This window comes from Bacteriovorax sp. BAL6_X (assembly GCF_000443995.1).
Classification (GTDB): Bacteria; Bdellovibrionota; Bacteriovoracia; order Bacteriovoracales; family Bacteriovoracaceae; genus Halobacteriovorax_A.
This window is the reverse complement of the sequence record NZ_AUMC01000003.1, coordinates 126931-152431: the sequence shown is the minus strand read 5'-3', so window position 1 is coordinate 152431 and position 25501 is coordinate 126931. Positions and strand designations below refer to the sequence as shown.

27 protein-coding genes and 1 tRNA gene are annotated in these 25501 nt (G+C 35.4%); 10 read left to right on the top strand and 18 right to left on the bottom strand.

What is annotated here, in order from left to right; all coding sequences use genetic code 11:
- Nucleotides 1–122: 122 nt before the first annotated feature.
- The gene (locus M902_RS00880; RefSeq protein ID WP_021265823.1) at nt 123–683 is read left to right on the top strand and encodes a hypothetical protein; all 561 of its coding nucleotides are present in this window, start codon (nt 123–125) and stop codon (nt 681–683) included.
- Nucleotides 684–702: 19 nt separating this feature from the next.
- Entirely contained in the window at nt 703–2274 is a 1572-nt protein-coding gene (locus tag M902_RS00875) for a flotillin family protein (protein ID WP_021266417.1), read from the top strand.
- 188 nt (nt 2275–2462) lie between these two features.
- Here M902_RS00875 and M902_RS00870 read toward each other — a convergent pair whose 3' ends face one another.
- Together M902_RS00870 and M902_RS00865 are read right to left on the bottom strand one after the other, a co-directional pair.
- Nucleotides 2463–3758 carry a hypothetical protein gene (locus M902_RS00870; RefSeq protein ID WP_021266443.1) on the bottom strand — a complete coding sequence of 432 codons (1296 nt, stop codon included), beginning with the start codon at nt 3756–3758 and terminating at the stop codon, nt 2463–2465.
- 57 nt (nt 3759–3815) lie between these two features.
- Entirely contained in the window at nt 3816–5210 is a 1395-nt protein-coding gene (locus tag M902_RS00865; RefSeq protein ID WP_021266156.1) for a hypothetical protein, read from the bottom strand.
- A gap of 131 nt (nt 5211–5341) precedes the next feature.
- On the opposite strand from M902_RS00865, the gene M902_RS00860 reads away from it, so the two are divergent.
- Together M902_RS00860 and M902_RS00855 are read left to right on the top strand one after the other, a co-directional pair.
- Nucleotides 5342–5716, top strand: a complete 375-nt coding sequence (locus M902_RS00860; RefSeq protein WP_021266048.1) for a VOC family protein — start codon at nt 5342–5344, stop codon at nt 5714–5716.
- 242 nt (nt 5717–5958) lie between these two features.
- The gene (locus tag M902_RS00855; RefSeq protein ID WP_021265953.1) at nt 5959–6711 is read left to right on the top strand and encodes a hypothetical protein; all 753 of its coding nucleotides are present in this window, start codon (nt 5959–5961) and stop codon (nt 6709–6711) included.
- Between the two features lie 43 nt (nt 6712–6754).
- On the opposite strand, the gene M902_RS00850 is transcribed toward M902_RS00855, so the two are convergent.
- The 7 genes from M902_RS00850 to M902_RS00825 form a co-directional block, all read right to left on the bottom strand.
- Nucleotides 6755–7498 (bottom strand): hypothetical protein, encoded by a 744-nt coding sequence (locus M902_RS00850; protein WP_040313689.1) that lies wholly within the window; start codon nt 7496–7498, stop codon nt 6755–6757.
- Nucleotides 7499–7541: 43 nt separating this feature from the next.
- On the bottom strand, nt 7542–8459 hold the full coding sequence (locus tag M902_RS00845; RefSeq protein ID WP_021265741.1) for a spore coat protein U domain-containing protein: 918 nt from the start codon (nt 8457–8459) through the stop codon (nt 7542–7544).
- A 1-nt stretch (nt 8460) separates the two neighbouring features.
- Nucleotides 8461–10836, bottom strand: a complete 2376-nt coding sequence (locus tag M902_RS00840; RefSeq protein WP_156979678.1) for a fimbria/pilus outer membrane usher protein — start codon at nt 10834–10836, stop codon at nt 8461–8463.
- A gap of 28 nt (nt 10837–10864) precedes the next feature.
- Complete coding sequence (locus M902_RS00835) at nt 10865–11554, bottom strand: molecular chaperone (protein WP_021266408.1); 690 nt, start codon at nt 11552–11554, stop codon at nt 10865–10867.
- 57 nt (nt 11555–11611) lie between these two features.
- A complete protein-coding gene (locus M902_RS16405) occupies nt 11612–11752 on the bottom strand; it encodes a hypothetical protein (RefSeq protein WP_021265710.1) in 141 nt (46 codons plus the stop codon).
- A 135-nt stretch (nt 11753–11887) separates the two neighbouring features.
- A complete protein-coding gene (locus tag M902_RS00830; RefSeq protein WP_021266020.1) occupies nt 11888–12358 on the bottom strand; it encodes a hypothetical protein in 471 nt (156 codons plus the stop codon).
- A gap of 240 nt (nt 12359–12598) precedes the next feature.
- A complete protein-coding gene (locus M902_RS00825; RefSeq protein WP_021266104.1) occupies nt 12599–12796 on the bottom strand; it encodes a DUF1232 domain-containing protein in 198 nt (65 codons plus the stop codon).
- Between the two features lie 176 nt (nt 12797–12972).
- On the opposite strand from M902_RS00825, the gene M902_RS00820 reads away from it, so the two are divergent.
- The 3 genes from M902_RS00820 (at nt 12973) to M902_RS00810 (ending at nt 15882) form a co-directional block, all read left to right on the top strand.
- Nucleotides 12973–14562: a methyl-accepting chemotaxis protein gene (locus M902_RS00820; RefSeq protein ID WP_021266457.1), complete on the top strand. Its 1590-nt coding sequence runs from the start codon at nt 12973–12975 to the stop codon at nt 14560–14562.
- 365 nt (nt 14563–14927) lie between these two features.
- Nucleotides 14928–15239 carry a hypothetical protein gene (locus M902_RS00815; RefSeq protein ID WP_156979677.1) on the top strand — a complete coding sequence of 104 codons (312 nt, stop codon included), beginning with the start codon at nt 14928–14930 and terminating at the stop codon, nt 15237–15239.
- 73 nt (nt 15240–15312) lie between these two features.
- Entirely contained in the window at nt 15313–15882 is a 570-nt protein-coding gene (locus M902_RS00810; RefSeq protein WP_021266504.1) for a hypothetical protein, read from the top strand.
- Here M902_RS00810 and M902_RS00805 read toward each other — a convergent pair.
- Together M902_RS00805 and M902_RS15625 are read right to left on the bottom strand one after the other, a co-directional pair.
- Complete coding sequence (locus M902_RS00805) at nt 15879–16469, bottom strand: hypothetical protein (RefSeq protein ID WP_021265886.1); 591 nt, start codon at nt 16467–16469, stop codon at nt 15879–15881. The two genes, M902_RS00810 and M902_RS00805, sit on opposite strands and share 4 nt — an antisense overlap.
- Nucleotides 16459–17253, bottom strand: a complete 795-nt coding sequence (locus tag M902_RS15625) for a biosynthetic peptidoglycan transglycosylase (protein WP_021266127.1) — start codon at nt 17251–17253, stop codon at nt 16459–16461. The genes M902_RS00805 and M902_RS15625 overlap by 11 nt, the downstream gene beginning before the upstream one ends.
- A gap of 205 nt (nt 17254–17458) precedes the next feature.
- Between M902_RS15625 and M902_RS00795 the strand changes: the two genes are divergently transcribed.
- A complete protein-coding gene (locus M902_RS00795) occupies nt 17459–18301 on the top strand; it encodes a hypothetical protein (RefSeq protein ID WP_021265913.1) in 843 nt (280 codons plus the stop codon).
- Nucleotides 18302–18319: 18 nt separating this feature from the next.
- Here M902_RS00795 and M902_RS00790 read toward each other — a convergent pair whose 3' ends face one another.
- Genes M902_RS00790 through dapF form a run of 4 tightly spaced genes read right to left on the bottom strand, consistent with a single transcriptional unit; the run spans nt 18320 to nt 20807 of the window.
- A complete protein-coding gene (locus M902_RS00790) occupies nt 18320–18850 on the bottom strand; it encodes a TIGR00730 family Rossman fold protein (protein ID WP_021265908.1) in 531 nt (176 codons plus the stop codon).
- A gap of 1 nt (nt 18851) precedes the next feature.
- Nucleotides 18852–19637: a TlyA family RNA methyltransferase gene (locus M902_RS00785; protein WP_021266002.1), complete on the bottom strand. Its 786-nt coding sequence runs from the start codon at nt 19635–19637 to the stop codon at nt 18852–18854.
- Entirely contained in the window at nt 19637–20026 is a 390-nt protein-coding gene (locus M902_RS00780) for a hypothetical protein (RefSeq protein ID WP_040313688.1), read from the bottom strand. Before M902_RS00780 ends, M902_RS00785 begins: the two co-directional genes overlap by 1 nt.
- Complete coding sequence (gene dapF, locus M902_RS00775; RefSeq protein WP_021266007.1) at nt 20019–20807, bottom strand: diaminopimelate epimerase; 789 nt, start codon at nt 20805–20807, stop codon at nt 20019–20021. The genes M902_RS00780 and dapF overlap by 8 nt, the downstream gene beginning before the upstream one ends.
- A gap of 133 nt (nt 20808–20940) precedes the next feature.
- Here dapF and M902_RS00770 point away from each other — a divergent pair.
- Nucleotides 20941–21017 (top strand) — tRNA-Ile (locus M902_RS00770).
- A gap of 257 nt (nt 21018–21274) precedes the next feature.
- Here M902_RS00770 and M902_RS00765 read toward each other — a convergent pair.
- From M902_RS00765 to M902_RS00755, 3 genes are all read right to left on the bottom strand, one after another.
- The gene (locus M902_RS00765; protein WP_040313687.1) at nt 21275–21850 is read right to left on the bottom strand and encodes a hypothetical protein; all 576 of its coding nucleotides are present in this window, start codon (nt 21848–21850) and stop codon (nt 21275–21277) included.
- A gap of 466 nt (nt 21851–22316) precedes the next feature.
- A complete protein-coding gene (locus tag M902_RS00760; RefSeq protein WP_021265725.1) occupies nt 22317–23387 on the bottom strand; it encodes a S41 family peptidase in 1071 nt (356 codons plus the stop codon).
- Nucleotides 23388–23449: 62 nt separating this feature from the next.
- Nucleotides 23450–23731, bottom strand: coding sequence for a hypothetical protein (locus M902_RS00755; RefSeq protein WP_021266511.1), 282 nt, complete (start codon nt 23729–23731; stop codon nt 23450–23452).
- Between the two features lie 182 nt (nt 23732–23913).
- Between M902_RS00755 and M902_RS00750 the strand changes: the two genes are divergently transcribed.
- The gene (locus M902_RS00750; protein WP_021266400.1) at nt 23914–25491 is read left to right on the top strand and encodes a GMC oxidoreductase; all 1578 of its coding nucleotides are present in this window, start codon (nt 23914–23916) and stop codon (nt 25489–25491) included.
- The last annotated feature ends 10 nt before the right edge of the window (nt 25492–25501 follow it).

Genomic DNA, 25501 nt, shown 5'->3' with positions numbered 1-25501 from the left:
AAATAAAGAACTAAAACACTCAAAAAGCCCTACCAGAGCCTCGCTAGACATTTTTACCCCCTAAACACTTGAGTTTTTATCCATATACTAAAAACTGAACACTATATATTCTCGGAGATTAGATGAAAGAGATATTTTCTCAAAATCCTATTTACGCGGTAATGGCCTTTGTAGGAACACTTTTATTTGTATTAAAGATGCTTCTTCTATTTGTAACGGGTGATGGAGACACAGACTTCGATGGCGATATGGATATCGAACATACTGACGGTGGTGATGCTTTTACCCTTGTCTCGATACAGTCAATACTAGCTTTCTTTATGGGCGCTGGCTGGATAGGACTTGCAGCAAAACAAGAGTGGGAATTATCTGATGTTAATGGTGTTATTGCGGCCGGTGTCTTTGGTTTTGTCATGATGCTATTTAGTTCATTCATTACTTTTCAAATTAAGAAATTTAACAATATACCAAAAGTAAATATCAAAGAAGCAATTGGAAGAACAGGCCGTGCATACACAAATATTCCTGCTAAGGGTGAAGGTATTGGCCAAGTTGAAATAACAATTGGAAATAAGCAACAGATTCTACAAGCAAGTAGCAAGGGTGAAGCGATTAATGCATTTGAGAGCATCAAAGTTCACTATGTTGATGACTCAGGAAACTTAATCGTTAAGAAAGCATAATACTTAAGGGAGATTACTCATGCTATTTAGTACTTTTGGAATTATGGGGATTATTGTAGTTCCTGTATTAATTCTACTTTTTGCGGCCATCTTTTTATCAAAACAATATAAGAGATGTCCTTCAAATCAAATTTTAGTTATCTATGGTAGTGTTGGCTCAGGGCAATCTGCAAAATGTATACACGGTGGTGGTTCATTTGTTATACCCCTACTTCAAGATTACACATATCTTTCGCTAGAGCCATTAACAATTGAAATTGATTTGAGAAGTGCACTTTCTAAAAAGAATATTCGTGTGAATGTTCCTTCAACATTTACAGTAGGTATTTCGACTACAGCTAATATTATGACAAACGCAGCTGAGCGTCTTCTTGGCCTATCGACAGCGGAAGTATCAAATCAGGCCCAAGATATTATTCTAGGGCAAATGCGTCTTGTCATTGCAACTCTAGCAATTGAAGAGATTAATCAGGATAGAGAGAAATTCCTAGATTTAGTTAATAAGAACGTAAATCTTGAACTTAACAAAATTGGTCTTGATGTTATTAACGTTAACATTCGAGATATCACGGATGAATCAGGATATATTGAAGCTATTGGAAAGAAAGCTGCAGCAGAAGCGATTAACAAAGCGAAAGTAGAAGTTGCTGAACAAGATAAAGATGGTGCCATTGGTGAAGCAAATGCAAACAAGGAAAAAGAAGTCCAGGTTGCTAATCAAGTTGCCGAGTCAGAAGCTGGTCAAAAAGAGGCCGAGAGAAATAAAAGAATCCGTATTGCCAAATATGAAGCAGAAGGGATTACTGGAGAGGCCGCTGCTTTAAGAGAGCAGGAAGTTGCCCAAGCAAAGCAGAGAGCAATTACTGAGCAAGGTAAGAAAGAGGCCTTAAAAGAGCAGAGAGTCTTCGTTGCCATTCAAGAAGCGGAGTCTGTAAAAGGTGAAAATGAATCTAAGGCAAGTATTGCTGAATATGATGCTACTTTAAAAGAGAAGCAAGCCGATGCGGCCAAGCGAGGAGAGGTCGCCCTAGCACAAGCACAAAAAGCTGTGCTCGAAGCTCAGAAGCTAGAAGAGATTGCAAGGCTTGAGAAAACAGAACTAGCACAAGAAGAGATTAACAAGAGAAAAGTTGAAATAACAGCAGAGGCTGAAGCGGAAAGACAAAGAAGAATTGCAAAAGGTGAAGCAGATGCGATCCTAGCGAAATATGAAGCTGAAGCACAAGGTATTCAAAAAGTACTTGAAGCGAAAGCGCAAGGTTATCATAAACTTGTAGAAATAGTTGGGGATGACAAAAGACTTGTTCCTACTCTACTTATGGTAGAACAACTTCCAGAAATCATTGCTCAACAAGTTAAGGCCGTCCAAGATCTTAAAATTGATAAGGTTACTGTATGGGACGGTGGCGGAAATGGTCACAATGGAAAGAGTGCAACGTCAAACTTTCTTAGTGGCCTAATCAATTCTCTACCTGCGGTACACGACCTTGCAAAACAGGCCGGTGTTGAACTTCCTGAATTTCTTGGACAATTAACACCATCAGAAAATAATGCCATTGATAGTGCCCCTCCGACTAGTCACAATCAATAAAATAATGGTCTTCTTGGTTACAACCAAGAAGGCCTTATTATAAACCTAATAAATACTTATCACTTTTTTCAAAAAGATCATTATTTCACCCTTTCCAAGATTAAATCATTACAAGACTGAATTAGAAATATTTTAATATCTGAACAGTAAAATTAGGTTCAATAATTCTTCTGATTTTTAATATCGATTTACTTTGGAGTCAGTGGACAAAGAGCATCTAAGATTAAAGATGGTGATTTAGTAAAGTCATCAAACCACTTACATTCAACTAAATCTCGATAATGATTAAAAAGAAAAGCTTGTCCATTCAATCGTTTGCTACAAAGTAGAACAGAGTTCTCTTCTCCACTCTGCAATTTCTCTAACTTATCTTGTAAACTCTTTAATCTTTCTTCGGATAAGATTTGATAGATCGTAGCGAGAGCGACTCCTGCTCCTTCGGTATCGAGGTGATTAACGAATAACTTCTTTTCGTTACCTCGTAGTGGCCAATCCCTTAGCATCTGATTACGACAAACTTCAAATCGTTCAACAATATCTGACTCATAAGCGATAGCATCACTCATTAATCTTGCTAATTCCATATTCTGATAAAAATTAAACCATTGAGCTCTACTTGGCTCAGAAGGAATAGGTTGTGTGCTATTTCGCACTAGAAAGTTATAAAATATTTTTTGAAATTCATCATTATAACCCCAAGGCGTATATTCTAGCGCCATATATAGGCCAGCATCTGATACAAGCATGGAAGATTTAACTCTTGTAATTAAAGATCTAAATTCCGCTATATCTCTAAGATTTTGGATAGGTACCGTTAATGGCTTCAATCCTCTAAACTCGGCGTAAAGAGTGGCAGAACGATTAGCAAGTTCTCTGTTTAATTGTGCTCTTAATTTTGGTTCTGCCGTTGAATCAAATAGACGAAGATAAGATTCTAGGAGATTTATGAAAACAGTATCATCGCTATCTGCACTTCGATTAAAAACAATAGTAAACCATACTCCAGCGTAATTACTAAAAGAGTTTACATAACCACTACCACATAGTTCGCTAAATTTAAAAAAATCACCAATTCTTATCAGTTGATTATAACGTGAATTAATATCAACATACTCAGTATCACGTTCTCGTGCATAGGTCGTTTTATGTATTGCAATTTGAATCGTATTTGTGATTTTTTGATCTTGTACCTTGAGGATTTTATCAACATGACTATTGTAGACATTATTATAGTACTTACTAAAGAAAGGGTTATAGAGATTCGTACCAATAACCTTTTGGTGAAAATCTAACTGAATATTAGACTGCTGTGTCCCTTTGAAGTCCTGTAGATCAAAACATGTATTTGATTGCTTAAATAGTTTCCTTGAGAAACCATCTAGTAATTTAAGATGTCCATTTAGCTGGGTAACGCGTGGGTCATCAATATACAATGAGGAATGAAAATTCTCTTCATTTATTGTATTTTGTAGAGGCAGGGCCATTACTTTGACCCCACCCAGAAAAATTATTAAAAGTATATATAAAATATTTTTCATAAATTATGCATCATCAGGAATAATGATTCTTGCCAACTCTGGCATACAATAGTTATCTAAAAGAGGAGACACAGGTACCCCCGTTAATCTAGCATCAACACACGCAGGGATATTTCTAAAGTGTACTTGATCGATACCTTGTTCATGAATTGATTTAATACAAGCTAGAGCCCCTGTTTCAGGTTCTGGAGTTGGCTCAGGTTGTCCGTAATTAAATATATAATTTGCAATCAAGTATTCTTCAACCTTATCTGTCGAAAGAACAGCATCAAATGCCTCAAGTGAAATTTCAGAACTCTGACTATTTGGTTGAGATAAATTAGAAAAGAATGTATTTTCTGGTTCATACCCATCACCAAAATCATCATCAATATTTAGATATTCATCTTCAAGAATTCGGCGACAATTACTTGCTTTAAAATATTGATCAACCTGTGCTCTATCAATACGGTCAAGCTCACTTATAATCTCCGCATTGGCCTCGAGATTCTTTTTCTTTTCAAACAGTAGCTTTTCTTCTTCATCTTCTAACTCTAAAAGATCTTGAAACTGAGTGTTTTCAATCCATGGAGCAACTTCCATAGTAGTAATACGGCCAGCATTAGGATCTTGCATTGTTTTTACGACATCACGTACAGAGTCTTTAAAGCTATCAATATCTGTTGGAATAATATCTGCAAGCTCACCTTTACCAAGTCCGTAGGCCCAAATATTGATCTCTAATCTCTTGGTCTGTGTTTCCGTTCTAAATTCTGTTGAAATTGTTGTATCAGTTGAACCACCTGAGAAGAAACCACGCATCTTCGATTTAAGTTCGAGTTCGAAATTTACATCTCTTTCAACTGATGTTGTTCGATAACGTAGTAAACCTAGAAAGCTTGAGTGACGACCAATTGAACGTACATAATAGGGACCACAAGAATCAAAGAAACCAACAACATCCCCTTTAGTTAAGAGACTTGCCGCACTCTCACTTAAATCACTATTTCCTTCTGAAAGTGAATGATAGTAGCTATCAACATCAATATCGGCAAAGATATAGTGATAATGATATGTTGTATTACCCTCTACTTCTGAAAAAACATTTACATTATTTTTTAAGAATAGAAATTTAAATGTATTCTTTGTTTCAAAAGAGCGCCTATACTGAGTCTCCCAATCTTGTTCTATTTCAACATATCGATATTTTAAATCATATGATGGCTGAGTCGTTTCAATTTTACCCAAACATGTACTTTGATAAGTATTAGTCGCTATCGAATATCCACGCCCTAAGACAGGTGAGATGCCTAGATCTTTTAAACGGTTGTCACGAATTACTCTCGATGAAGCAGAAATAGACGTTGCAACCGTAGAAATTACGGCCAAGGCAACTGTCGTTTTTATTAACTTTTTCACATATCCTCCTATGATATTGTTCAGAACCGATAAAAAATGTATCTTTAATAAAAGCCACAGGACAAATCATGTCAATTTAAGCTGTGGTTAAAACAAGACAACAAAAACTAAATCTAAGACAAGGAGTCATTGTGAGTGTAAGTGCTATTGGAATAGCTTGTAAGAATATTGAAAAGACTATTCAATTTTACAACTTATTAAACTTTGATTTTATAGAGTATGGAAAAGGCCACTATGAGGCGACACAAGAAAATGGACTAAGAATAATGTTAGATTCATTTGATTTGCTTAAAGAGATTAATAACGACTGGAAAGAGCCTGTAAACTCTGGAATTACTCTATGTTTTCAACAAACAACGCCTAGTGAAGTGGATAAGTTATTTCAACGTATCGTCGACGCTGGTTTTGAAATCGAAAAATCACCATGGGATGCTTTCTGGGGACAAAGGTACGCTTCAGTTAGAGATCCAAATGGTAATCAAGTTGATCTATTTGCTCAGACTTAATACCTTATAAAAAAAGGCCCTCGCCAAATGCGAGGACCTCTTTTCTTGCCCACAGACAGAAGCTGCGAGCTGAGCAGTCCTCCCGAAGGATTCCTACCATCTTCATAATAGCATCAAAACAAGTTCATACATTTAATTTCATCTTAATTTTTTATATTTATAACTACGTAAAATCTAACCTATTGTTAAGTCGGTATTACTCTAATAAAATGGTTTTACATAACTAGAGTTTGGAGAAATAGATGCTAAAGTTTATCGTACTACTAAGTACTCTACTAATTACTTCATGTGCAACTAAAGTACATGGCCTAAGGAAGACGGCCGATTTCACATATACAAATGTTCAAGCTGAACGTTTAACAATTGCAGGGATAGTCCACACTGGAGAAAATTGGGATTATAAGAAGCAAATAAGTACAGCAAATCAATTTCGTGTCGAATTACAAGAAAAAAGAAGAGACTTACTCGTTGATAATGCATCACCACTGATAAAAAGAATTGGTCGAGGACTCTATCGTGAGTTGCTACGTGAAATTGAAGAAGATGGAATTCTCAGTGAGAAATCCCTAACGATACTAGGGCAAAATATAACGAAACGTCGCTATCTTGTCTTTGCAAGAATTGAAAGTGACATTATTGAAAATGATAGATCTGAATCAGCTGTCACAAATGCAGAAGGTAATGAGACAGGTGATCGAAGTTTAACAACGACAACAACGAGGAGTATGGATATTAACTTCTCTGTCTATGACATTAGAAATAAATACCTTGCTTGGAATGGTATAATAAAGAAATCAGATCGTAATGACCTAGAATACACAATTAGAAAAAGAGACGGTGTTGATAAGATCATTGATCTAGTCTCGGCTTTTTCATCCAAAAAGAATACTGAAAGCATGAATAAGAAGTACCCATTCCCTAAAACACCGGGTGATCGTGATATTTTGGCCTATGCATTTAGAGGCTTTGCTGAAAACTTACCAAGTAAGGACTAAAGGAATTTAAATACCTAGTTCTTATGTATATTCTCTAGTACGACTATTGGAAAACTAATTCAATTTCACTTAGTGGTATTTGCACGATTTCATTTCTATCATGTACACTTGTTAATTCAGCAAAATTCCTATCCATCGAAAGTTCGATAACACCATCTTCGATCTCGCCATTTGTCAGGCGTACAGAAACAAATTCTCCAGCGAACGTTTCTACTTCCTTTCGGGCCGCAGTATTTGGGTCAAAAGAAGAAAAATGATAGATCTCTTCAAGAGGAATATTATATTTTACCCCCTGTAAGTCTTGAAAGCTTATTGACTGACCATCTGTCGTAAAGTTCTGTCCTTTAATATCTTCAAACTCTAAGTTATTTAATAACCTGACTTGAATTTGCTCAGACTTAGTTTTATTAATTTCAGATGCTAAGAGTAAACGATAAATCTCAACTTCATTCAATTCTTTACCGTTAATAGTTGCAATTTCATTATAAGATATTAACTGATGACTACCATAGCCTCTAATCTCAAAGCCTCCTCGAGCGTAAGCAACTATCTTCCCATTAACTTTACGTTCATTCTCTTTTAGGACGAGATTTACTTTAGCAAATGGTTCGATTTTCTTAGGTCCTAAGAATGACTTCACTGCTTCAAGACAGTTGCTAATAACACCTTCACTAGCAATAGTTCGCTGGGTAGGCCCTGAGTCTGCAAAATAGTTTTCAGTAAAGTAAAAAGTTGTCGCACCAATTGCGAGTACGGCAATTCCGTACTTTAGGTCTTTTATATTCATGAGTTTCTTATCGACAACTTGAGTAATTTACTTAAGTTATATTTCACCAGGCTTTAACTGTTACTGTAATCACGTCTTCATAATCACCAGTCGGTGCATTTGCAGGGACATTTCCCAATTTCACATAGATAGGATAGCTCTCAGCATTGATGGAAGTCCCATTATTACGTTGAAATATATATGTTTCTTGGCCAGCATTTGAAAGAGATCTATAATTATTTGGACCTACTTTAATTTGATAAGGCACACTACTACTTGAGTTCTTCAACTTAGACCCATTTTGCGAAGTCATATAAACGCCAAAGCCAACATTACCTTTTACATTTAAAGATGCACTCTTAACATCTTGACTTGTTAAATTACCAAAATTCATTACATACTGAGTTGAGTTTGGATCATGAGGAGAACCTAAAGGAACTAAACTTAGCTCAGCATATCTTGGCACTACTAATTGTAGATAAAAATATGCAGTTGTCTCATAATCGAGCTGGCCGTTGTTCTTTACACTATAGAAGCTAATCTGAAGATTATCACCAAAATAACCAGAACCACTAGAGAATACAGTATCGAGATCGACCTGCTTTATATAGAAATTTGATTGATATGAATAATTTGATGATGGTAAGTTTATTGTACTAAACTCGCCTGCTTGAGTTGCATCTCCTATATCCTTAAGAACTGTAACCATATTACTATCACTATACAGATTATAAGGAATCCAGTTATTCGATGTTGAAGCTTTGCGATTATAGTTTCCAGCTTGCCCAGTACTAAAAAATGCTCTTATGGTTTTACATTGATTAGGGTTTTTAGAGCGAGATATAGTTATAGGATGAGAAACAGCTTGGACAGTTGAGGAAATTGTTCCAACAAAGTTATTAACACTGACGTTTAAATTACATTTTGCCGCTAAAACCGATGAGACAAAAAACATAATTAATATTACTTTCAATAATGTCATATTATTTTCCCTCTATCTCAATAAGGCCTATATCAATAATCCCAAGCGAGTCTTTAGCAATTGAAATATACTTTACTTCCTTACCACTCACTTTTAACAAACTCGCATTGTAATCGATACCATCGACAAAGAAACTACCTTCTCTATCTGTAAAGAAGACCTTATCACCTAATTGACAAATTTCTAAAGCTACAGGTTTTCCATTACGAACTAATCTTCCCTTTAGACTAAATAAACCATTATCACTAATATTAATGAGGTGACCTGATTGATAAGTTGGGTAGAGAACAAACTTCTCTTTCTCTAGCGTTGTTCCGTAATTTAGTGCTGTTGGATCTAGTTGTACTTCACGGTATTGATATGGAACCATATCAGTAATTGCAAGCTCACCAAAGAGAGGAGTTTGAGTATCTGCATGGACCGAAGTTGACTTGATAATGAGTTTTTGATTTTTCAAAGAATCTGTCGTTTTAAACAGAGCAAAGCTATTAGTATTTGATCGTGATTGTGCATAAGCAAAACCATCGTCGTATGCGAATAATGATGTTGTAGAAATTCCAAAACCTACTTGATTATAATCATCACCACCTTTTTCATGAGCATAGGCTGCCTTGAAAAAGTAATCGGCCATTGGTGTTGGCATGCTAGCATTAAAGTTTAAACGGCTATTTATTTTATCCTCATCTACAGAAACTGTATATCTAGGCTTATATAGCTCATTACTATTATCTTTTGTGTAAGAAATTCTATTAGATTTATTTTCAAAGTCTCTAAACATTGAAATATAACTATTATGGTTAGGGAAAGACCAAGTTACAAATGCTGAAACAGAATGATTTGTTGGATTATTTAAATCCTTTGTTCTAGCTGCGTAAAGGTTTATATTAAGATTATTCATTGGGTTAATATTCACCGAAGCACGTAAAAAGTTACGATGGCCATTTTTAGAATCTTGATACTCTCCATGTCCCGCCCCGAGATTGATAGAGCTACGACTAAGAAAAGGAAAAGATAAGTTTATTTGATAATTATTTTTAAGTGAAAAACTACTATAGTCAGCAGTTGCTCTAAAATCGCCATCAAAAAGTTCATAACGTGCCGTTAACGATAAATTCTCAAGTAAGTAACCACCAATATCCTGAAACTGCCAAGTCAAAGAGTTTGCAAAACCACTTACGTTTAAATTCCTATAATCTGAATAGGCATTACCAAGAAAGAAGTTTCCATACTCTGTTGCTACACCATTATAGAGACCACTGAGTTGAAATTGGTCATCTTTTTGATAATAAGCACCTGCTGAAAACTGATCTGTAAAACCGTATTGAATGAGGCCACTAAAAAAATCGTTATTATCGATATAACGACGAGTTCTTCCAGAGTCATCAGATTTTCTACCAGCACTTAAAGAATAATCAAACTCACCTCTTTTTAAAATAGATAATGAAGTTGGTATATTGAATTCTAATAATTGCTTCACTCCACTTCCGTCATCAATCTCCAATCGTACATTATTGATTCCATTTACAAGTGGTAGGTTTGATAACCGATAATTCCCAGCCGGCAAAATCGCTTTTTTCACTAGTGTACCATTTACGTAGGTACTAACATTTGATCGTCTAACAATTTGAAACTCTTTTTCACCTTGTGTATAGGGAGTATCATAAGGATTTATTAAGAATTGTTTCCTTAAATTAAGACCACCAATTGCTTTTGACTGCATAAAACCTAAGCGACCAGTTGTAGTATCACCTAACCTTGTTCGAAGTCGTAACGATTCAAAGTCCTTTGTTAAACTCAAATCCCTTCGTGTCCAATAGGCCTTATCACTATCTTCATCATCAACATAAAAACCATTCATCTGCACAACGTAGCTTTTAATATTTAAAAAAGAGTTTATGTTCAATGTTAGAGAATCACCGCCAAGATAAGAATCTCCTATTTGTTTATCTAGAAGGTAATTAATCGAACCAGCAAATGGTGCGGCCTCAATTGTTTGGCCTGCGTATTTAATTTTTGGATTTTCTTCTAACGAATAGAAAACTGACTTTAAGTTTTCAACAGGTATATCTAAAACGACTTGTAGTGCCTTCTCATCATATTTTAATTGATAAGGAATTGTTGAAATAGAGGCCCACTTTTTTGAAGTATCAATTAGCTTGTAATTTTTATCTTTAACGATACTTTTTATCTTTTCATTGAGCACAGTACTATTAATATATTTTAATTTACTACCCTGAAGCTTTACAGAAATATCTCCAAGAGATTTTCCGTGAAGGATTAGCTCTAGCTGGGCTTCGTAATTAACTTCACCAAAAACACTTCGAAACAGCTCTGTTTCAGACTGAGCATAAACCGAAACCAGACTAATCTGGCTCAAAAATATAACAAGAAAAATTGACTTATAATCACTTACCAAAAGATGCTCTTAACTCATATCCATTTTTTAAATTTATCGTATTTTCAAAAATAAAAAATCTTGTAGTATTGGCCAAAATATTTTGACCATCTAGTTTAATCATATCTTTAGCAGGGATTGATAATTTCTTATCACCTTTTATAAATTCAAATCTTACGTTCTTTAAGTATTGATGGGATTTCCCCTTATTGGTGATATAAACTCGTATTTTTTTCCCAACTTCATAATGACTCGCTACAAGCTTAGACTGAAACTCCTTCTTTGTTACATAAAGAACATTCATATACTTAAGTAGCATCTTAATACCGCCACGATTTTTACTATTTGTACTTCCACGTTTTAACGGAACTTGCTCAGCAACTATTCGAAATACTTTCTCGGTAGTAATATTACTTCCACCTTTCCAATCTACACGTATAGTTTTGCGATCCCCAGGCGAGACAATTAGCTGTGGAGGAAAAACGCTCACGTCACTTGTCTTAGGCAAAGACTCGCTACCATCTTCCTTCTGGATTCTTTCAAGAACATTTATAGTAACAGGTATCATTTCTGATGAAGTATTTTCAATTTGGAATTGAGTGGACTTTTGGCCACTACTTATATCTATTGTTTGACTCGTCGGTCTAAAGGTAAATGACAGTAAAAGTGGAGCAATTGTTAATAGAACAAGTATCCTCAAGCTTCCTCCGTGATAGCTTAGTTTTATATATTATACACAAATTTTATTCAAGATGTATTAATGAAAAGAAATTTCAATAATTGAATGACCATTCTTTTCTGATTTTTTTACAGCGTAGGAGTTTTTATCAAGATTTGCTCTAATAACATCATGTTGAGAGTTTGACTTTGTTTCATCTATAACTATCGATGCCGGCACTCTTCCCCTTAAATGCAACTCCTTCGCTTCACTCGCATAACAACTAAGTGAAAAAAGGGAAATAAAAAATAAAAAAGGCAGAGTGATACACTTCATCACCCTACCTTTCGGATATCTGACTAAAAAACTTTAGTATTAATTCGCCGCAATTGTTAAAGTCACAGTATCAGCATATTCACCCTGAATAAGGTTCTGGTGATCCACTCCTGTATAAGAAATAGCCAAATCTTTATCAACATTTACACTAGCAGCAGTTGGAAACGTGAATACATCTGTCGTTGTCAAATCAACGGCATTACCATCGTAGCTAAGAGCATAGTTAATAGATGATGAAGAAACAGAGTTATGAACTAATTTCCCTAGGTTTGCAGAACTAAACGAAACCGTATAACCACTATTTGAATTCGACACCTCATTAACAGTAGCTACTTTTGAATCGACTTGAGTAATATCTAGAGGTAGCGCCGATGCCATTGCTTCAGCAGTCACGCTAATTGACAACTGGGCCGGAACTTGCCCTTTTAAAACAAGAGTTCCAGATGTAGCAGCATAAGTATTTGCTCCCATGACAAGCATTGCGATAAGTAAACTTTTAAGTGATTTCATAATTTCTCCTATAGATTAACTCAAGGTTATATTGTAAACATACTGAAATAACAGCAATACTGGTGCCAAACTACTTAACACTCTTTCAGCTAGATAAAAATGAATACCTGTCTAGTAATTAGACAGTGGACAATAATTAGTCGATTTTTGGCGCAAAAGTGCAAATTACTTAGACTACTTAAATAAGTAGTTCACATTATAATTTTACATTTAATTAAGTACATTAAGGAACAGAGAAAATTAGTCTCTAAGATAGCTTTGGCGAAGAATTTTTAAGCAAGAAAGAAAAAGCATAACTGCACCGGCCTCATCAAGGTTTCCAATATAAGGAATGTTATCTGGAATTAATTCAATTACTCCAGCAGTTGGATTTAGTAGGTAAACTACAGAGATAACTAGGCCTAGGGCCGCGAGTACTTTCCTGACAATATTTTTCATTTAGAAAATCACCTTTTTTAGTTTTGCTTAGATAAAATATAATAATTTCTATTTCAAACTTACAAAATTGTTAGCTCATTCAACTTAAAAACTGATTAACATCACTAACAAATATATTTCTTTTACCGAAGTTATACAAAGAATCTTTAGAAATTGTATAGAAAATCAGGAGAATTATGAAAGCATTAGTGAAAAGTCTTAGTTTAAACACAAAGATAATTCTAATGGCATTGATACCATTTGTTATCTTTACTTCAATCTTTATTACTTACTCATATAACTCAACAAAGTCTGCTCTACTACAAGAGAAGAAAAACCAAATTGAGGATGTCACAAAGACCGCATATCACTTCTTAGAGTCTATGAATAAAAAGGTAGAAGCTGGTGAGTACTCTTTAAAAGAAGCGAAGGAAATATCAAAGTACTATATTTCAAATATACGCTATGGCCGTGACATGGATGATTACGTATGGATCAATGACCTTGAACCAAGGATGATTGTTCACCCAAGTAATAGCTTAAGAGGAAAAAGTGTTAAGACATTTGTCGATAAAGCGGGGAAGCCACTCTTTAACGATGTTGTCGCACTCGTAAAAAAACAAGACAGAGGTTTTGTAAACTACATCTGGAATAGTAAGACTGATAGTAATAAATTTGTTGAAAAATACTCTTACGTTGAACTATACAGGCCGTGGGGATGGGTACTAGGTACAGGAATCTATGTAGATGATGTAAATGATTATATTTTTAGTGTATTCTTAAATCAAGCTATGTTTGGTTTTATAGGCCTTCTTATTATCGGTGCTCTATTTACATTTGTATTGAAAACAAGTGTCTCAAACCCTCTGCTAATTATGGCAAATCAGCTGAAAGAAACTTCTCTACAAGTTGCGAATGGTTCTAAAGTTACATATAGCACATCAACTCAATTATCAGCTGCAACCAATGAACAAGCGGCATCTCTTCAAGAAACAGTTGCTTCTGTTGATGAAATTTCATCAATGATTCGAAGAAATACTGAGTTTGCAGAGGACTCGAAAAAATCAGGTGAACAATCTGAACTAGAAGTTCAAAATGGAAAACGTACTATAGATGAAATGCTTTATGCTATTGAAAATATATCTAATAGTAATACGGATGCAATGAAGAAGATGGAAAGTAGTAATGCTCAAATTCAAGAAATTTTAAACATTATTAAAGAAATCGAAGATAAGACAAAAGTTATAAACGATATTGTTTTTCAAACAAAACTTCTCTCTTTCAATGCATCAGTAGAGGCAGCAAGATCAGGAGAGAGTGGAAAAGGTTTTGCTGTCGTTGCAGAGGAGATTGGTTCCCTAGCATCAATGTCTGGAGCAGCATCAGATGAAATTAAAGTACTTATTGATGAATCAATTAAGAATGTAGAAGCAATAGTATCGGGCACAACAGCAATGGTTAATGAAGTTATACATAGCAGTTCTAAAACTGTAGAAGCTGGTAGACAAAAAGCCGGACAGTGTAAAGAAGTTCTCGATAAAATTGTATTTAACGTACAAAATGTAAATGGAAAAATTACAGAAATTGCAAGCGCGTGTAACGAACAGACACAAGGTGTGAATGAAATCACAAATGCGATTAGACTCATTGATGAAACAACTATACAAAATAACAATTCAGCACAAGAAGCATCTCGATCGGCCGCAAACCTTAAAGGTCAAGCCGATAATCTAGACGATATTGTAAAGCTAGTTATCGACCTCGTTGGTGGCAATAAGGCAGCTTAGAAAAATAAACGAGTGAGTAGGCGTTGTCCTACTCACTTTTAATTTCAATCACTTAAATAACTCACAAAACAGTTCGATCACTCAAACTTTTATTTGACAATGTATACATAAGTGCTATTATCATAACAGATTTAGGATTTATATCGGTTAGATGATGTGTTTCAGTATACTTTAATCACTTCTTCTTTCTTTTTTATAGCAATTCATTCTTATATATCTTTTGAACATTCCCAAATACACGTCTAACCGTATAAATTCCCTAATCTGATTCTTAACCAAATATCCCTGCCAATTTCTTTACTCTTCGTCTTTTAGCAAAGTAAAATATTTTTATGGAAAAAAAATTTGAAACATTATTTTATTTTATGAATGAAAATGTATCTGTTATTGAAGTAAAAAAGTTGGGTTTAGCAGATGATGCACCAAAGGCAGATATTTATCACTGGTTCTTTATCTTGAATGAAGAGTTGTCTTTAGAGAAACTTAAGTTTGAATCTTCCTTCGTAGATCACGTCAATGGAAATGATATCAATGTGCGTACATTTGAGAATGCAGAGTTTCGTTTTGATGACAGCTTTGGTAAATTTCAAAACAAAGAAGGCGGCCATATCATCATGAAAGTTCCTAATAATATTCTTCCAAAACCGCTATCAGAACTTATTTTAAACAACATATAATGAATTTTTTTCTCTCTTAAATAAAATTTAATAATACTTAACAATGAATTTATTATTTATTTAAGGGAGAGGTATGAAGGTTTTATTTCCGATTTTAGTTTTAATTTTTCTAACTTCATGTGCAGCAAAGTATGGAATTGTTGCTGGTGCGCAAATGCCGACTTATGAAGAAAAGACAACTATCGATAACCTATTTTCTCCTGATGTCAGTCTTCGACCATATAAAACAGATGGTACAGGATTTCATATTGGAATTTCAGAAGAAACGAATTGGCTGTTAACAAAATTGTCTTTTTATCATAATACATATGATGAAGCGTCATATGAGTTAGAATCAAGCACGATCAAAACAGATTTGAAAGAAAGTGGTATTATGGCAACTACGGCCATTAAGCTCTGGTGGTTTCAACCTCTATTTGGATTCAAGTATGTTAATCGTGAATATAGTAATAGTGAAGTTTTAGAAGATGACTCTTACTTACTTTGGACTTTAGGAATGGATATTGAGGCCCCAGTGAGTAAACGATTTTATATTTATGGTGGTTATCACTATAGCTCAGGCTCTAATGTAAATTTCCTCTACGATACTGACTTTAAAGTAACAACAATGGTAATGGGACTACGTTATAATTTTTCTGATTAAATTTTTTTCCAAACTTCGAGTAGTTTAATTGGGATTGGCTCTTTTAATTGAGAAATTTTATATTGTTCAAACAAATATTTATCTGCGAGATCTTCTGTTTTTTCAAATTGAAGATTTCGTTTTTCTTGAATATCTAAATCACTTTGACAATTACCACCATCTTCTTGACTTGCCTCACATGGATTAAATGCAATACAGCCATATGGTTTATGATCGACACCAAGGCCACAACCAAAACTTGGATAGAAATAAAATGGACACGTATAGGACTTTCTAAAATACTCACCAGGACCAATTTGAATATACTTATCAAGGCGAAATTCAGAAATACAATCTTCTAACCTTTTCTTTGTTTCATCATTTAAAAGGTTCTTTTCTTCCAGAACGGCCATTGCCTCTAAGGCTTCAACTGATGTCATTTGCATTGAGTTTGCTTCAAATGTACAGCAGCGACCAGTGCAATTTAAGCAATCAAGCCCTGATGCTTCATTGGCAAACATTTGATCGACAAGAAGCTCTCTTCGCTTCTTTGCAGGTGCTAAACCTGTATTTGAATAAACTTGCTCTAAGGTGTCTTTATAACTCAAAGAATTCCTCTTCTAGTAATAGCTTACTACCACCTTCACTACCTTTTATATTTTCGAAAGAGAGGTGTTCTTTTTGAAAGGCCAACAATTCTTCTTCACTTATGGCCTTGGTTACTTTCATTTTTCTTAATATGGAGTTCACCGTAGCTGACGCATACTCTGTTAACTTCTTATCACGAAATGATTGAGAATAAACCTTTGGGTTGGGAAGTAACATTGCTAAGAAAGCAGATTCCTTTGGGTTTAAATCAGCAGGACGCTTCTTAAAGTAGAACCAACTTGCATTCTTAATACCATATAGCCCCTTTCCAAATTCAATGACATTTAAGTAAGTTTCAAGGATGCGATCTTTTGTTAACTTTTCCTCTAAGTACATTGTTGTAAAGAGCTCAAAAACTTTACGCTCCAGACTTCTTTCACTTTTTGTATAGAGATTCTTAGCTAATTGTTGTGAGATCGTGCTTGCGCCTCTTAATTTCTCTCCATTTAAGTGATCTTTAACTGCGTGATAAATTTGTCTAAAGTCCACACCTTGATGATCGTAGAAAGACCAATCTTCGCTAACGATAAAGGCGTAGTAAACATGCTTAGGCATTGCACTTAGATAGGCCCAATTACGTGGCCTCTTAGTTGTTACCAAATATGAAACACTTTCATCTTTTACAGAAGTCTTTACATAGCCTTGGGCCAATTTATTAATATTAAGAACAGGCACACGAGCTAGCACATAACCTGCTATGACAAAGAGAGAAATAATAAATAGTAGCGCAATTTTCTTGAACATTTAGCGAACTTTAGCACAAAAAACCGACTATTGAATAGTCCACCTAACTAAACAGGTATTACGTTCAATTACATAAATTTAAATACTTACATGTTACTAAAGGGGCATTATTTACCCTTTTAAATCAGATTAAGACAAAACCTACGTAATGCTTGTGGTTAACCCGATTTTATCTATAACCACACACAATCAAACGGAGTTGTTTATGTTGAAGAAGTCATGTCAAATGATAGCGGCATCCTATTGCCTAATTTTCGCCAATATTTCCACGGCCCACGCCAATGAGCTTAACGAAAAGCCAGCATTTCCAATAGGAAGGATCGGCCAGTTAAATGCGAATTATACTAGTCCCAAAGGAACAGGAGCGAGTAAAGAAATATCAATCCAAGGTTTTGGGGATTTTATCAACCCAAGTCTTGAAGTAGAAAACTACGGTGGAACACTTATCTTTTCAGTAGATAATGAATCATTTGAACTCGACCTTTCGTCACTCCAAATCAATGATGCAGAAAAGATTGGAATCTCAAGTCTCAACTACAATAATAGCGATACTAATATTGGGCTAAATCTTAATCAAGTTCAAGCAAATGGCGAAGGCTTCTCTACTCGTCTAACGGGAACTCGTCTTGAATGTCAAAAGCAAAGCAAAGAGGGAAATGAATATGAACAGCTAATTCAAAATTGTTTTAATTTTCTTAGCCTAAATATTGGAAATGCTTTTTTTCAAAGTAATGAGAGAAGCTTTTATAACTTAACAAATGAATATGAAGCACTTGGTAGTGCAGTTGAGATTGATGATCTTAATCTTGATATCCGTGGTGGTAAATTTAAAGGACACCTTAAAGGAAATGTTTCAAAGGGAATTAAGGTTAAGTTTGAAGGACGCTCTTCTTATGATCTCGCTAACAAGATTGTCAATATAAGAATTGATAAGGCAAAGGCCGGACTGTTTAATGTTCGTCGTACCATTTTCAAAGAGCTTGAAAGATTTGAAAATGACAAAATTGAAATCGACGAACCAAATATTTATATTATTCTACAAGATTAATAAATTTTGGGGAGGATCTTAATTGATCCTCTCCATTAACTCTTCATTTGAATTTAAGATCGTAATTAATTCAAAGTGTTCTTTCGAGATAAATCCCTCAGCAACTGAATTTTCAATATGCTTAATTAAGTGATCAAAATAACCATTTACATTCACTAAGTAAATTGGCTTCTTATGGTATTGAAGCTGGGCCCAAGTTGTAATTTCAAATAATTCATCAAGAGTACCAAATCCACCTGGATAAGTAACAAAGACATCTGAAAGCTCATACATTCTTTCTTTGCGAGTATGCATTGTATCGACTTCAATGAACTCAGTCAGACCTTGATGCCCTACTTCCCAGTCAATTAGTGATTTTGGCATGACACCAATAACATGGCCGTCTTTAGCAAGCATCGTATCAGCAATCTTCCCCATCACACCAATTGAGGCCCCACCATAGACAAGGTAGTGGCCATTCCCCACAAGCTTCTCACCTAAATCTTTTGCGTAGTTTAAATATGTTTCGCTTTTACCACTTGATGATCCACAAAATACACATACTCTCATTTTATTCTCCAACTTCTTTATTTAATTCTTCTAGTGAAAGAAGAGATTTAGTGTTCTTTTTCAAATATAAAAAGTATTCTTGATTTCCACTCTTGCGTCCTTTTATTACACAAGGCTTAAAGCCAAGAATCCCAAGTTCCATGGCCTCACATTGAATCTTCATTTCTTCAATGGCCCTAAGAACATAACTTCTATCTTTTACAATTCCCTTCTTACCAATACCATCTCTTCCAACCTCAAACTGAGGCTTAAAAAGAACGATCATTTCAGCATCATCTTTACTAATATCGACTAAGTTCTTCCAAATTAAGTTCAGGGAAATAAATGAAAGGTCAACAACACATAGATCAACTGCTTCCTCTAGTTGTTGAAGCTCTCTTACATTTGTACCTTCAAGATTTACCACTCTTGTATCACTAACTAGAGTTGGTGCTAATTGCCCATGGCCAACATCAATGGCAAAGACTTTAATAGCTCCATGATTTAGGCAAAATTGCGTAAAGCCACCTGTACTGGCGCCTACATCTGCAACAAGTTTACTTTCGATGACAACATCAAAAGCCTCGAGTGCGCCGGCAATTTTATGAAAGCCACGGCCTACTTCTTCACTACTCTCATTTAGTTGAATGTCATCACTACTTGAAACTTTATATGAGGTTTTTGTGATTACTTTACCTGCAATAGTTACTTTGCCGTCACCTATTAGCTGTTGAGCACGACTGCGAGTCGCAACGAGGCCAAGCTCGACGAGTTTCTTATCTAGTCTTTCAAAATTTTCTTCTGACATTAATGAACTACTGGTTTGATTTTAATTTTTGTTTTCTGTCCAAGTTCAGGCTCACTAAAGACAATATCTCCTTCAGTCCCCAACTTAAGGTTTAGCTGAAAGCTTTTAGAAAGAGTTTTTGAAAGGACTCTCCCCTCAATTTTCACCATCGCACCTGGGCCATAGATCTCTTCACTATCAACAAATTGACCACTTAAAAGAAGATCAATTTTACTCTTCATAACAAATCGACTCATCTTCTCTGGTTGAATATTTTCAATAAAGTGGAGTTCACTCATTAGAATTGTTTGGCCCTCGAAGTCCTTTTCATGAGTCATCACAACTTCCACAAAAATCGTGGCATATGTGTTTAGACATAAAAGGAGAAGTAATAAAAACTTTTTAATCATTAAATTCACCAGTATAGACAAGTTTTGTCTGGCCACCAAGATAGATGAAGCCATCGACTCTTTTGACAAATAGTATACCACCATTTGTTAGAAATTCTATTTCGTCTCTATGTTCGTATTCTTTATCCCAGAGCATGCAGGCCGCGGCGACATTTCCCGTTCCGCAAGCAAAGGTCTCGGCCTCAACTCCACGTTCATATGTTCGAATACGCCACTCTCCTTCATCAATTTGATTGATAAAGTTAGCATTTGAGCCACGAGGAAAATCTTCGTCAAAGCGAACACGTCTTCCCACTGTATCGACATCAACTTCTTGAGCGTCATAGACCATAAATACACTGTGTTCAACACCAGTATTAATATAGTACGAATCCTGAGCGTCTTCATATTTACTAGAGAGGTCATAGAGGTCAGCATCTTTAATCACGGCCATGTGAACCCAGATAATATCCCCTTCGATTCCCGAAGAGTAGAGCCCACTTCCCGTGGTAAATTTAAACTCAGTATTCTTTGTTTGCGTCGTACGGCGATAGAAATCAGTGATAGCACGAGTTGCGTTTCCACACATACTCTCTTCATTGCCATCGGCATTGAGGTAGCGCATATGAAAGTCATATTTGTCACTACTTTCAAGAAAGACCACTCCATCGGCACCGATACCAAAACAGCGCTGACACAAGTCCTGCCATTTTTGAGTATTGCCAATTTCCTGCTTCCCATCGCGGTTATCGATAAGAATGAAGTCATTTCCATTTGAGCTATACTTGCTAAATTTTGTCATGAGAATATCATTTCATTGTTTTGCGTATTTGACTACTGTCGCCAATTACACATCGCACCACTGCCACATAGCAAAATTTTGTAGCCAGATTACTAAATCTTAGTTAAATTTATATTTCAAATTACCAACTTATGGGACATTAGCTCAGTTGGTTAGAGCCCCCGGCTCATAACCGGGTGGTCACAAGTTCAAGTCTTGTATGTCCCACCATGAAAAAAGCCTCGGCATCTGCCGGGGCTTTTTTTATTCGTGTGATATTCAAGATTTTCAAGTTTTGATCATGGAGCAAGTTGTTGAGGCGGCAAATGCCACGATGGCATTTGAAGCCGAGCATCGCTGACGAGCGAACACGAAGTGAGCGAGAGAGCGTCCCTCTCACACCACGAAACCATTTCTAAGAATGATGCCGAACAAATTCGAGCGGGCAGGAGACCGCGAAGAACAAGTCACACATCTTCAATTTATAGCTATTCATCTTTACCTAGAGGTGTAGAAAACCTATCTGGCCATAAGTCATAGTAAGTTGGATCAACACTTATCTTTCCTACAGATGCCCAAACATGAACTTGCCTCTTATCTAGCATGTCTACTCCAAAATGCTTTTTAGGTGTCCAAGCTTTTACAAGAAATATTTGATATGCACCAATTATAGGGTGATATAGATAAAGTTGATTATCCCAAATTAAGAAACCACTTGCACCTGAAGCGAAACCATTAAAACCAAGTTTTTTAACATTTACTTTCTCACCTACACGATAGGTACCGCTTTCAATTGGATTGTTTGCGACAACAAGACGGGCAACATTCTTTCCGACAAACCTATTAAATTCTAAAACAAATCGAAGAGCATAATCTCCACATTGACCTATTTTACTTGTGTTCATTTTTCCAGTTGTATATTCGAACCACTCAGCACTGGCAACAGCAATTTCTTTTGCCTTATCGACTTCACTTTTTGTTGGAGTATAGGCCACAGATTCACCCTTCACAGGAGAACACAAAGTCGAAAGAAAAAGAAGCGATTTACAGAATAAGGTTCTCATAATTTTTCCTTAAAAAACTTCAAAAGTTAGACTCTTTTTTCAAATTTCAAAATAAACTCAATAACTTAGAAAACTCTAAAGAGATTATTTCTTTGCATAAAAAAAGCCCCTGACTAACAGAGGCTAATTTCTATTGCTAATAGAACCCTAATTCGGAAAGGGTATAGAAACTATAACATGAAAAGAGAATCAATAAAAAGTCCTTTCTCCTGCTCAATGATGAGCATCCATAGGGAGAAACCATGGAGGATTTTTTATTGCTAGTAGAACTAGTAATCTGCTTACTTAATCTATTGATTATATTGAGCAAGTTCTAGTTCGGGAAGGGCGAGAGATCGCCCTTCTTTTTTATGGACGCTATAAATCTATCTTCGAATTTATTTGAAATTTTAATATATTTAATAAATTATGATTTAAGGACACTAAGTTCATAAAGAAACATCAATGTCCCACCATGAAAAAAGCCTCAGTTTTTTGCTGGGGCTTTTTTATTTCTATAATCTTGAACTGCTACATCCAAAGCATCTTGACCTGATTCACATTTTATATGAGGCCGAATACCAATTTTTTCAAAGTTACGATTATCTCTAAAGATATTCTTATGGGTAGAAAGCTGAATACATAGTTTTGAATATGGAAGTACAATAATCCCAACATTACCAAATTCAATACACCCATTACTTGCTTGTCCTACATATTGAACTTGAGGATGATCTTCAAAACATAGAGCTGTACTTTCTCCACTAGATTTACAATCTCGATCTATTAAAACATAAATTGGTTTGTTGTAACTTTTGCCATCTAACTGGGTTACACCGGCTCCATCATTATGCTTCAACACCCTATCTGATTCTGCCTTAAAGCCATAAAAATCAGTACGGAACTTATCAAAGTACTCTTCATTTCTTTTGTAAAATGTATTTGATTGTATTAATTTTACTAAAGCAGTATTTAAAACTAGTTGAGAGTTAATCGGATGAAAGAATTTTTGGTCATAAAATAATTCAGCCATCTTATAACCAAAATAGTCATTTCCACCACCATTTCCTCTAAAATCAATAATAGCAAAATTACTGTTCTCTAAACTAAGTTCAATATCTTTTAAAAATGTTTTCCATAAATTAGAATTGGGCATGGGAAAGTGAGATAGCCCAATTAATGTGTAACTCTCTTCCTCAATTGTTCTTACAACGACTTCTTCTTCATCGGCAACGTTTCGACCAACTTCATATGACTTTTGAGAAACAGATCCAATTGATCTTTCGGCATGAGTTCTCCATATTTTTAAATGGTTATCTTTAACTTTAGAAAATACTTCTTTCAACAAAACGTATAGTGTCTCTTTATCTTTTTCTTCTCGTAACAAACTAACTTGATTAAGTAACTCTTCAAAGTCAGAAGTATCAAGTCCGATAGACCCTGCATAAGATTCTTTTAAAGCATAAAGAAGAAGCTCTACATCTTCACCAATACTACCACCATTGAAATTAAGACATACTTTATTAGGACCAGCTAATACGGAATCTATTATTTTCAAACCTTAAAAAAATTATTTCTCTAACTTATTTAATTCACGAAAAGGTGGCGCGTACCCCATAACTAACAAGTTGGATCGATATCCACGTCACAAATTCCACACATCTCTTTCTTATCAGCATACTGTGTGTTTTCACAGTAGCCAGCATAGTCTCCGTGATCTAAGTGATCTTGGACAGAGTTCTTATTGATTGTAATTTCCTTGGCCTTATCTGGGTTTCCTGGAGGCACGTGACAAATAATAACCTTGTTCCCCTGCTTAGGGCATCTAAGAAGTGGCCTTCCCTTGGCAAAGACAGAAGACGTCGTCATGGCCAGTACTAAGATTGTGATTGTTGCTTTCATAAATCCTCCAAAATCTTCTCTATTATACCACCTTACAAGGCCCTCACGACATTTACTAAACTATTAATAAAACAAGAAATTTCAAGATAACTCTAATCAATAATTAATATTCAACTACTCAACATATTGAAATCCTTATGTATAATTACGTCATTATATAATCAGAAAGGAACTCGAACTCAATGCTTAAGGAAAGTTACGACTATATTAATATTGGATCAGGTTTCGGTGGTTCAGTTTCAGCACTAAGACTTGCAGAAAAAGGCTACAGCGTCCTAGTAGTTGAAAAAGGGAAAGACTTTTCTGATACAACGAAGTTTCCAAAAACTAATTGGAATCTTCCAAGGTGGATGTGGCTTCCCCAGTTGAAGTTCTTCGGTATCCAACAACTTACTTTCTTTAAGCATATCTCTGTTTTAAGTGGAGTTGGTGTCGGCGGAGGATCACTTGTCTACGCTAATACTCTTCCAAAGCCTAAGTCACAATTCTTTAATCACGGTCCCTGGAAAGATTTAAATAACTGGGAAGAAGAGTTATCCCCTTATTACGATCTTGCGTGGAAGATGCTTGGTGCTGAGAAAACAAGACACCATGGCGATGCAGATCACACAATGCTTGAACTTGCGAAAAATATTGGCCGTGAAAAATATTTCGACTCAACGAAAGTTTCTGTTTACTTTGGGGAAGAAGGTAAAGAAGGCATTGAAGTTGCGGACCCATACTTTGATGGAAAAGGACCTACTCGCTCAGGTTGCATTTCATGTGGCGCCTGTATGACGGGTTGTCGCCATAATGCCAAGAATACACTCGACAAGAATTATCTCTACCTCGCTAGACAACTTGGTGTTGATATACTTGCTGAAAATAAAGTAACACATGTTTCCCCAATAGATGGAGCTAACGGAAAAACTAGTTACGAAGTAACTTTAAAAGAATCGACAAAGTACTTTGGAAAGACAAGAACGCTAAAGGCCAATGGTATTATCTTTAGTGCCGGTGTTCTAGGAACGATTAACTTACTACTTGATTTAAAGAAAACAACACTTCCTAAGTTATCACCAGCTCTTGGTGATACCATCAGAACTAATAATGAAGCACTTATCTTAAATACAACTTATAAGAAAGATATTGATATGACCAAAGGTGTGGCCATTGGTTCAATTATCGACATTGATGAACATTCACATCTTGAGCCTACTCGTTACGGCAATGGATCGGGATTTTGGCGTGTGCTTATGGTGCCAATGATCTCTGAACCTAATTTCTTTTTTAGAATGTTTAAACTGGCGATAGAGCCACTAAGAGATCCAATTAAATGGTTTAAAGTTTTAACTGTAAATGACTTTGCAAAACAAACAAATATTCATCTCTTTATGCAACATCTTGATAGTACTCTAAAGTTTAAGAAGGGAATTTTTGGAATGAAGTCCGTTCTTTCAAAAGGTGCTGCACCGACGGCCTTTATAAAGACGGCCCATCAAATGGCGAAAGAGTATTGTAAGATCATTGATGGGAAACCAATGGTTATGTTTACAGAAACTCTAACAGGAATTCCTTCCACTGCACATATTCTAGGTGGTGCCTGTATGGGAGAAAGTGAAAAAGAGGGTGTCATCGATAAAGACAATAAAATCTTTAATTATGAAAATATGTATGTCTTTGATGGTTCAATGATTTCTGCTAACCCAGGAGTAAACCCATCACTTTCGATAACGGCCATTACCGAATATGGGATGAGTAAAATCCCAGATAAAAAATAATTTAGGCCAC

Bases quoted from the DNA above. Each gene is read 5' to 3' on its own strand.
- M902_RS00880 (WP_021265823.1), top strand. From the start codon at position 123: ATGAAAGAGATATTTTCTCAAAATCCTATTTACGCGGTAATGGCCTTT.
- M902_RS00875 (WP_021266417.1), top strand. From the start codon at position 703: ATGCTATTTAGTACTTTTGGAATTATGGGGATTATTGTAGTTCCTGTA.
- M902_RS00870 (WP_021266443.1), bottom strand. From the start codon at position 3,758: ATGGCCCTGCCTCTACAAAATACAATAAATGAAGAGAATTTTCATTCC.
- M902_RS00855 (WP_021265953.1), top strand. From the start codon at position 5,959: ATGCTAAAGTTTATCGTACTACTAAGTACTCTACTAATTACTTCATGT.
- M902_RS00850 (WP_040313689.1), bottom strand. From the start codon at position 7,498: ATGAATATAAAAGACCTAAAGTACGGAATTGCCGTACTCGCAATTGGT.
- M902_RS00845 (WP_021265741.1), bottom strand. From the start codon at position 8,459: ATGACATTATTGAAAGTAATATTAATTATGTTTTTTGTCTCATCGGTT.
- M902_RS00830 (WP_021266020.1), bottom strand. From the start codon at position 12,358: ATGAAATCACTTAAAAGTTTACTTATCGCAATGCTTGTCATGGGAGCA.
- M902_RS00825 (WP_021266104.1), bottom strand. From the start codon at position 12,796: ATGAAAAATATTGTCAGGAAAGTACTCGCGGCCCTAGGCCTAGTTATC.
- M902_RS00820 (WP_021266457.1), top strand. From the start codon at position 12,973: ATGAAAGCATTAGTGAAAAGTCTTAGTTTAAACACAAAGATAATTCTA.
- M902_RS00815 (WP_156979677.1), top strand. From the start codon at position 14,928: ATGAATGAAAATGTATCTGTTATTGAAGTAAAAAAGTTGGGTTTAGCA.
- M902_RS00810 (WP_021266504.1), top strand. From the start codon at position 15,313: ATGAAGGTTTTATTTCCGATTTTAGTTTTAATTTTTCTAACTTCATGT.
- M902_RS15625 (WP_021266127.1), bottom strand. From the start codon at position 17,253: ATGTTCAAGAAAATTGCGCTACTATTTATTATTTCTCTCTTTGTCATA.
- M902_RS00795 (WP_021265913.1), top strand. From the start codon at position 17,459: ATGTTGAAGAAGTCATGTCAAATGATAGCGGCATCCTATTGCCTAATT.
- M902_RS00790 (WP_021265908.1), bottom strand. From the start codon at position 18,850: ATGAGAGTATGTGTATTTTGTGGATCATCAAGTGGTAAAAGCGAAACA.
- M902_RS00785 (WP_021266002.1), bottom strand. From the start codon at position 19,637: ATGTCAGAAGAAAATTTTGAAAGACTAGATAAGAAACTCGTCGAGCTT.
- M902_RS00780 (WP_040313688.1), bottom strand. From the start codon at position 20,026: ATGATTAAAAAGTTTTTATTACTTCTCCTTTTATGTCTAAACACATAT.
- dapF (WP_021266007.1), bottom strand. From the start codon at position 20,807: ATGACAAAATTTAGCAAGTATAGCTCAAATGGAAATGACTTCATTCTT.
- M902_RS00765 (WP_040313687.1), bottom strand. From the start codon at position 21,850: ATGAGAACCTTATTCTGTAAATCGCTTCTTTTTCTTTCGACTTTGTGT.
- M902_RS00755 (WP_021266511.1), bottom strand. From the start codon at position 23,731: ATGAAAGCAACAATCACAATCTTAGTACTGGCCATGACGACGTCTTCT.
- M902_RS00750 (WP_021266400.1), top strand. From the start codon at position 23,914: ATGCTTAAGGAAAGTTACGACTATATTAATATTGGATCAGGTTTCGGT.